Annotated in this window: 8 protein-coding genes; 2 read left to right on the forward strand and 6 right to left on the reverse strand. The window is 37.7% G+C overall.

Annotated elements, in window-relative coordinates; genetic code table 11:
• Window positions 1–374: glycosyl hydrolase family 18 protein (locus NTU89_00885; GenBank protein ID MCX5923100.1), on the reverse strand; the 374-nt coding region annotated here is incomplete at its 3' end.
• Window positions 375–699: 325 nt separating this feature from the next.
• Here NTU89_00885 and lepA point away from each other — a divergent pair.
• On the forward strand, window positions 700–2,520 hold the full coding sequence (gene lepA, locus NTU89_00890) for a translation elongation factor 4 (protein ID MCX5923101.1): 1,821 nt from the start codon (window positions 700–702) through the stop codon (window positions 2,518–2,520).
• Between the two features lie 60 nt (window positions 2,521–2,580).
• Here the strand turns inward: lepA and NTU89_00895 are convergent, their stop codons facing one another.
• The 3 genes from NTU89_00895 to NTU89_00905 are packed head-to-tail and all read right to left on the reverse strand — an operon-like array spanning window position 2,581 to window position 5,639.
• Complete coding sequence (locus NTU89_00895) at window positions 2,581–3,699, reverse strand: hypothetical protein (protein MCX5923102.1); 1,119 nt, start codon at window positions 3,697–3,699, stop codon at window positions 2,581–2,583.
• A 38-nt stretch (window positions 3,700–3,737) separates the two neighbouring features.
• Window positions 3,738–4,934: a hypothetical protein gene (locus NTU89_00900; GenBank protein ID MCX5923103.1), complete on the reverse strand. Its 1,197-nt coding sequence runs from the start codon at window positions 4,932–4,934 to the stop codon at window positions 3,738–3,740.
• Window positions 4,935–4,973: 39 nt separating this feature from the next.
• Complete coding sequence (locus tag NTU89_00905) at window positions 4,974–5,639, reverse strand: hypothetical protein (protein ID MCX5923104.1); 666 nt, start codon at window positions 5,637–5,639, stop codon at window positions 4,974–4,976.
• A 218-nt stretch (window positions 5,640–5,857) separates the two neighbouring features.
• Between NTU89_00905 and NTU89_00910 the strand changes: the two genes are divergently transcribed.
• The gene (locus tag NTU89_00910) at window positions 5,858–6,961 is read left to right on the forward strand and encodes a hypothetical protein (GenBank protein ID MCX5923105.1); all 1,104 of its coding nucleotides are present in this window, start codon (window positions 5,858–5,860) and stop codon (window positions 6,959–6,961) included.
• Between the two features lie 61 nt (window positions 6,962–7,022).
• On the opposite strand, the gene NTU89_00915 is transcribed toward NTU89_00910, so the two are convergent.
• Together NTU89_00915 and NTU89_00920 are read right to left on the reverse strand one after the other, a co-directional pair.
• Window positions 7,023–7,163, reverse strand: coding sequence for a hypothetical protein (locus tag NTU89_00915; GenBank protein ID MCX5923106.1), 141 nt, complete (start codon window positions 7,161–7,163; stop codon window positions 7,023–7,025).
• Window positions 7,164–7,552, reverse strand: a 389-nt coding sequence (locus tag NTU89_00920) for a hypothetical protein (GenBank protein MCX5923107.1), incomplete at its 5' end; no start/stop codon positions are given.

Genomic DNA, 7,552 nt, shown 5'->3' on the forward strand with positions numbered 1-7,552 from the left:
AGAAGAATTTTTAAACGTGGATACTTTTTTTTCATTTCAATTAACTGACCAAAATGACCACCAACTTTTTTTCTATGTTCAAAATTAGCACCAACATCAGCCCAAGGATCGAGCAAATCACACAGTCCCGTTTGCGCGTTAGGCTTTGCAAATGCGTAAATAAGATGTGTTAATTTATCAGCGATGGGCTCAATATCGGCCACTTTATAGCTGCCATACTTATCCCAGCTGGCACAATATGCTGCTACAATTTTTCCAGGTTTAACTTTGGAATATTTTTCAGGAACCGCAGTAGGACAAGCGGTGTAACATTTTATATGTGTTAAACAAAGAACTGTTACCAAAAAACTGATCGAAACAATTGCAAACCTCATAGACCCCCCCCATTTTTTTAAAACCACCTAAATAGTTAATCAAACAAATCACAAATCATTAAATTATTATTCCACAAAGATTCTCCTCACTTAGTCCTTGTGGCTTGACCACGAGGTCCAGCATAAAATAAAAATCATTGTAATCATTTTCATAGCACTTAATGGACTTTCAATTAATTGCTGGATCCTGTGGTCAAGCCACAGGAAATAAGTAAATATTTTTTAAAACCACCTTCTTGTCAAAAGAATAGCAATTGCCAAACCAAAAACTCAAGAGTCTTAAGGGATTATTTACAAACGTGCAACAATTGCTTAGAATGTTTCCATGAAAAAAATAAATTTGACCCAATTCACCCCTGATAAAATCAGGAACTTTTCAATCATTGCCCATATTGATCATGGTAAATCAACGTTAGCTGATCGCTTACTTGAATTTACCGGAACTATTTCAACTCGCTCAGGACTCAACGTCCAGTTTTTAGACAAACTACAAGTTGAAAAAGAACGCGGAATTACGGTTAAAGCACAAACCGCTTCCATGATCTATGAATATAAAAATGAAACCTATCTTTTAAACTTAATTGATACTCCGGGCCACGTAGACTTTAGTTACGAAGTCTCTCGTTCTTTGTATGCCTGCCAAGGAGCATTGCTCCTGGTTGACGCTGCACAAGGGGTCCAGGCTCAGACTATGGCAAACTTTTATCTTGCATTTGAGCAAGATTTAACCATCGTCCCAGTATTAAACAAAATAGATTTGCCCAACGCAAACGTTCCAAAAATATCAAAAGAGCTCAATACTCTTTTTGATTTTACTCAAGAAGAGATCGTTGAATGTTCTGCAAAAACAGGATTTGGTATTACCAACATCCTAGAAGCTATCATCACTCGTATGCCAGCTCCAAAATCAAACCTGACCGCACCACTCAAAGCACTTTTATTTGACTCTTGGTATGATGAATACCGAGGAGTTATCTGCTTAGTTGCGCTGCAAGACGGCATGCTCAAAAAAGGTGATCAAGTTTATCTACACCAAAGTAACTGCAAACATGAAATCCTTGAGCTTGGTCTGATGTACCCAGAACAACTTCCAATGGATATTTTATACGCAGGACAAGTTGGCTACATCATTACCGGAATGAAAACGGCCAAAGAAGCTCGCATTGGAGATACAGTATCCCATGCCAAAACAAGCGTTACTCCATTTCCTGGATTTAAATCTGCAAAATCTATGGTGTTTGCTGGGATCTATCCTGTTGATTCAACAGAATTTGAACTACTTGCTGACGCTATTGAAAAATTAACACTTAACGACGCAAGCGTGAACGTTGAGAAAAAAACATCTACAGCCCTTGGTCTTGGTTTTCGTTGTGGGTTTTTAGGTCTTTTGCATATGGATGTGTTTAAACAAAGACTTGAACAAGAATACAACCTGAGCATCATTGCCACTGCTCCAAGCGTACTTTACTACATCGATCTACGCCATGAAGGCGGAAGACTGAGCATTGAAAACCCTGCAGATTTTCCAGACCCAAGCAGAATTGAACAGATTTTAGAGCCAATGCTTAACGGCACGATCATCGTACCAAAGCAGTATCTTGGAAATATCATGTCACTCTGCCAAGAAAAGCGCGGAATCCAAAAAGACATGTCCTTTTTAGATGAAGACCGCGTTGTCTTAAGTTATTTACTTCCACTCAATGAAGTGGCTACAGATTTTTACGATACGCTTAAATCTGTCAGCTCTGGGTATGCCAGCTTTGATTATGAAATTGCTGGATATGAGGCATCAGATTTAATCAAAATGGATATTTTACTTAACGGTGAACCAGTTGATGCACTGTCTTTAATGACTCATCGAAGCAAAGCAGAAAAACTTGGCCGCGAACTTGCAGAAAAACTTGCAAAAGTTATCCCGCGCCAAATGTTTGAAGTTATCATTCAAGCTGCAATCGGAGTTAAAATTTTAGCTCGTGAACGCGTTGCAGCCCTTCGCAAAAACGTGACTGCAAAGTGCTACGGTGGCGACGTAACTCGTAAACGAAAACTTCTTGAAAAACAAAAAGAAGGTAAAAAACGAATGAAACAAGTCGGTACCGTTTCTGTTCCACAAGAAGCATTCCTCACTATTTTAAAACGATCTTAATAAAAAAGGTGCCAGGCTTTTAAACCTGGCGCCTTTTTATCTTTTAAAAGTTAATTCTTGCTAGTAGCCAATTGCAGGATTCATTGCTACATAATCATCACTATCAGACCCGCTTCTTTCATTGTCAGCCTTGTTAGCAACAGCAACAGTTAAAGCAACTCCAACAATAACTCCAGTAACTACCGCTCCAATAGCGATAGCAGCATGAAAAGCCACCACGATAGCTGCAATAGCTAAAACAACCAGTGCCGCTACAATACACTGTCCAGCCGTCAACTTGCTAAAATCTGGCAAGAATGCTTTAAGCATTCGAGCCATAGCGCTATCCCCACCATCTGTAAAGCCTTTTTTCACTTCTTCTGTTTTTTTGGCAACTTCAGCATCAGCTGCGCCAGAGACTTCTTTTAATTGCTCACTTAATTTATTCATGACATCTGTCATGGTCTTTAAAGCCTCTTTTGTCATATTTCCTTCATGGCTCAATGCTTTATCGCCCAAAAGAGCATCAATGTTTTTATCAAGCTTTTCTTTCATATCGTTTAATTCTTTTATGTGTTCTGGCGTTATTTTACCGCCCTTAGAAATAGCATCCATCATCTCTGAAAATTTATTAATATCAATAACTTTATCACAAGACTCTTCTACTTCTTTGTTGCTACTTATTTTATCAAGGACATTTGTTTTCAAATAATTCAATCTGCCTTTGTCATATTTTGATAGCTCCATTTCACCGGGCTTTAAAGCCACTTCTGGAGCAACTTCTGGAGCAAGACTTTCAAACATTGCATCTGAAACATCAGGGGCTTTTTTTGCGGCTGCGTCTTTTTGTAACTTTTCTCTTTTGTTAGCCTCTTCAAGCGCTCGAAATGATTCATTTAATCTTCCATTAAGGCTATCTAATTTATCGTTAGCAGCTTTTAGCTTATTACCTGCTGCATCTATTTTCTTTGTAACATCGGCCCTACCTTCCACTGGAGTCCGATAATAACTATCGCGCAATCTATTTCTTTCCTTCAGCGCATCCATTTTATCTTTCATTGCTGCATCATGCTCAGCAAGAACAGCTTTATGATTTGCTGCAGGATCACTAACCGTATCGACATGCTCACTACCCTCCATGGCATACATTCCTGCTACTGCAAAAAATGATAACAACATTGATCTTTTAAATATATTCATAATCTGGTCCCTTTTTTAATTTTAAAAGTTAATTCTTGCTATGAGCCAATTGCAGAATTCATTGGTACATAATCATCAGAAGAAGACTCAGAACTTCTTAGCGATGCACGAACTTTAATAACAGCAAGAGCAGGCAGTGATATTGGCAAAGTAGCAACAATAACAATAAATACAACTAGGGTAGCGACACAATTTAAAATAAATTTAAAAGCGCTCAGAATACTTTTACCAATACTAGCTGTTTTTAAAGACGTGACCAATTCTTCTGGTGTCTGATTTAAAACTCTAGCCTGATCTTCTGGTGTAATTTCGCCTCCACCATCCATCGATTCTTCAACTTTATTCATGCTATCTATAGCTTTATTAAGCGAAACCACGTCTTCTTTAGAAAGCGATGCTTTTAATTTCCCTGCAGGCTCTGCTAGAAGCTTCTCCATTAAACTGGCAGCCTTGAGCTGCGCATCTCCAATATCTGCACGATCTTGAGGCGTCATCTTTCCAGCTTTTGTAATTCTATCTAAAACATTAGAAACTGATGAAAAATCAATCCCATTTTTTTGAAAACCTTCTATTTGGTTAATCTTATCGAAAATTTCTGTTTTCATCTTTATAGCAACTTGCTTATCTTCCTCTGACAATTTCTCTTCTCCGGGCTTTAATGCCACTTCTGGAGCTGCTTCTGGAGCAACTGCTGGAGCTGCTTCTGGAGCAACTTCTTGAGCAACTTCTTGAGCAACTTCTTGAGCAACTGCTGGAGCTGCTTCTGGAGCAACTTCTGGAGCAACTGCTGGAGCTGCTTCTGGAGCAACTTCTGGAGCAACTGCTGGAGCAAGACTTTGAAACATTGCAGCTGAAACATCAGGGGCTTTTTTTGCGTCTGCTGCTTTTTGCAACTGTTCTCTTTCTTTAGCCTCTCGAATATTTATCCTTGCAGTCTGTAGATCAGTCAGGGATTGCTTAGATCGAGTTCTAAGATCAGTCAACTCTTTTTTTAACGCTTCTTTTTCTTCTGACTTCATTGTCTGATAATGATCACTCCTCTCACGATAATCTTCAGCTTCTTTATTTAGTGCGTCTTTCTTCGCGTTTGCCTTATCTAACTTTTCCTGCGCCTCAGCAACGGTATCAAGCTTTTCATTTGCACCTGGAGCTGTATTTTCATGCTCACCTTCCATGGCATACATTTCTGCTACGGCAAAAACCGATAACAACATTGATCTTTTAAATATATTCATAATCTGGTCCCTTCTTTAAAAAAATGTTAAAACTCACAACTAATTTTTTACATCACATGCAACTAAAAATATTGCTTGCGCGCTTGATGCAAGCACAAAAACATCATAATCGGTTACAAAAACCCCATCAAAGCTTGAAACCATGCTTATAATGGTGGTTAAATATCCCAAGGCTTTTATTTTCTTTTCCTGCCTATTTTCCATAAAACAACCCCTGTTTTCAATTGAATCTATAAAATTTTTTAGCTGACCTAGATCATGCTCAAAACCACGAGCATTTAACCCAGTCAGCTTTCCTGAAAGAATTTTTAATAAATTTTCAAGGCCATTTGATTGCTGGTTCCCCCAGTAGTTACCCTTGGCTCTCTGGGAGACAGCCGCGTTCAAGCGGTCGTCACTGCTTGATGAAAGTAAATTAAAAAGTTCTTGTTTTTCTTCTCGCAAAATACTTTGAAGTTTTTCAATGTCAGACTTTACAAAGAATTCTTTATTTTTCATGGTGTCAGTCCAATCAGAAAAAGATCTAAGACCAAGATCCTGTGCCAGCGGCAAGACTTCTTGAATGAATTTTTTTGAAGCAATAGAAATACGCACAGGCTTGTGAGAACACGAATTGTTAAAAAAGCCGCCAAACAGATTAGCTGAGGTAAACAGCCCCAAAAGAATTGAATGTCGAATCAATGTTTTTTTATACAAAAAGCCCATATTCGTAGTCCCCCTAAATTTCTGCTATACTCAAGATATCCAATTACAAGTTCCTTTCGCAAGAGTTATAAAAACTTTTCAATTGATTTTTTTGATACACACAGTAAATTCAAAAAAATAAGGGACGGGAACAAAAAGCTATTTAATTACTGGATCGAAAGATCCAACCATCCAGGCAACACCGACGAAGTGCGGCAAGCCTGAGGATAACGAGGCATATGAAACACGATTCAAGTAACTCAAAAGATCACAGTAGTCAAAACTCTGAGCATCCTGTTTTTTCAGGAAATATCTATATTTTTTCAGCTTTTGACATTGGTTTTGACATTGACTTTAAAGCAATCAAGCAATGCAAAGAAATTCAAACATCCTACGTGCATGTTCCAAAGTTTTTCAAGCATTATCACCTACCCCTAGAAATTGAATTGCCTCATCCAAACGACACATCTCGTTGCATCAGCAGCAAGATTCATCAGTTTGGCGTTATCTCACTGACTTATAAAATTCCAGTTTCAGAGTCCCTTCTTGACTTGAGAACAAGCCTGATCAAACTGGATGAAAAATATCAAAAACAGAGCGTCAATGACGCCTATTCGATTTATAAACGATTAAAGCCATTCATCGTAAAACCTAACTTTTTCCATCTAAAATCCAGCTACACGATTTTACAAATTAACACGAATTCAAATATCACTGGCGGTCAGATGAAAGAACAGTACGGGCATGATATTGCATCGCTTTTACGATTTGAAACCGAATCTCTTTCAGACTTTCAAAAAGAAGCAATCATCGATTCTTCAACTGGATACTTTAAAAAAGATCTAATCATTGTCGATACCCAAGCAGCCTTCATTTATGATCCACAGTACAAAGAGCTTCTCGATTTCTTTGAGCTTGGAAACATTCAACAGCTCGAGCTTCATTATTTCGATAAACTTTTAGATAAACAGCTTGCAACACTGTATGAACGCAAAGTTCAAAATTTACCACTTCTTTCATACATGCCATTTATCGGATCTAGATACTTTGATCCAATTGGTGATTTAAACAAATTAAAAGTAGATATTTCTGTGATTACAGAAAGACTTGAAAGTAGCATCAAACTTGGCGGAGAAGCTTACTTTTCTGAAATTTACGACTTGATCATTAAGCAGCTTGATCTGCGCAGCTGGCAAAAATCTATCGATAAAAAACTAAATATCATTAAAGAAATTCGTTATGTGTATCAAAAAAAAGTTGATGCCAACCGAGAAGATTTAATTTCAATATTAATTACCACTTTGATTATGATCGAAGTTTGTTTGGCAATTTTTAAAAGATAATAAGACGTTAAATTCAATTATTAAAAAAGAGCAGGTTATAAAAACCTGCTCTTTTATTTTTTTACCAACCAGCCCGTTTTTTCCACTTTGTAGAATCATCTTTTTGCCCAAACGGTGCCCACTCAGCTTCTGCTGATTCAGGCTCAAGCCCTTGCTCTTCTTCTAAGACTGGTTGAGCAATGATTACATATAGCAAACTCAATTAATTTTCATCAAAAAAAGGTTTAAAATCCGCTTCATATTCTTCATCTGCAGGCGATCGCCACTCAGAACTTCTATATGGTTTAAAGCTATTTATATATTTTTGCCAAGCTGCTTGATATCGCAAAAACTTCTCATTTTCGCGCTTCGTATCAACAAGATCTTGTTCTGAAAGAGTATCTTTACCAACCATCTCAACAAAACCAGAATCATCCTGTGTAAGCATTACATACTCTGGCATACGCTTAGATATTTCTTCCCATTGCTTCTGAACCAACTCATAGTTTTCTGTGCTCATTTCAAGCTTTGACATGTCAAACCAACGCTTACGATAATAAACACGATATGCATCATCAAAAGCTTGCTGGTCTGCTGGATTATCAAATTGCA

Source organism: Candidatus Dependentiae bacterium (assembly GCA_026389065.1).
Taxonomy (GTDB): Bacteria; Babelota; Babeliae; order Babelales; family Chromulinivoraceae; genus JACPFN01.